Below are 247 nucleotides of genomic sequence, written 5' to 3'. Positions count from 1 at the left end.
TGATGGCGGTGCCGCTCATGGAGATCGCGGCCGACGAGAAGACGCCCATCTTGCAGGTGCCCGGCTCCGTCACCGTGGGCTGCCTCATGCTGGGTTTTGCTTTGCTGGCCCTGGTGACGCTGTGCAGGCTGCCTGACGTGTGGGCGCGCAACAGCGAGAAGGCTGCCGAGGCTGTGGAGCCCGCCACCGAAGCGCCGCGCGAGCCGTCCGGCTTCGCCGCCGCGCAGGGAGCACAGGCATGACCGGG

1 pseudogene is annotated in these 247 nt (G+C 70.0%); it reads left to right on the top strand.

The features are described from left to right. Positions 1-242, top strand: a pseudogene (locus SM757_RS35350) (hypothetical protein); the annotation flags it as partial. Between the last annotated feature and the right edge of the window lie 5 nt (positions 243-247).

The organism is Azohydromonas lata (assembly GCF_034427735.1).
Lineage (GTDB): Bacteria > Pseudomonadota > Gammaproteobacteria > Burkholderiales > Burkholderiaceae_C > Azohydromonas > Azohydromonas lata.
This window is presented reverse-complemented; position numbering and strand designations above follow the sequence as displayed.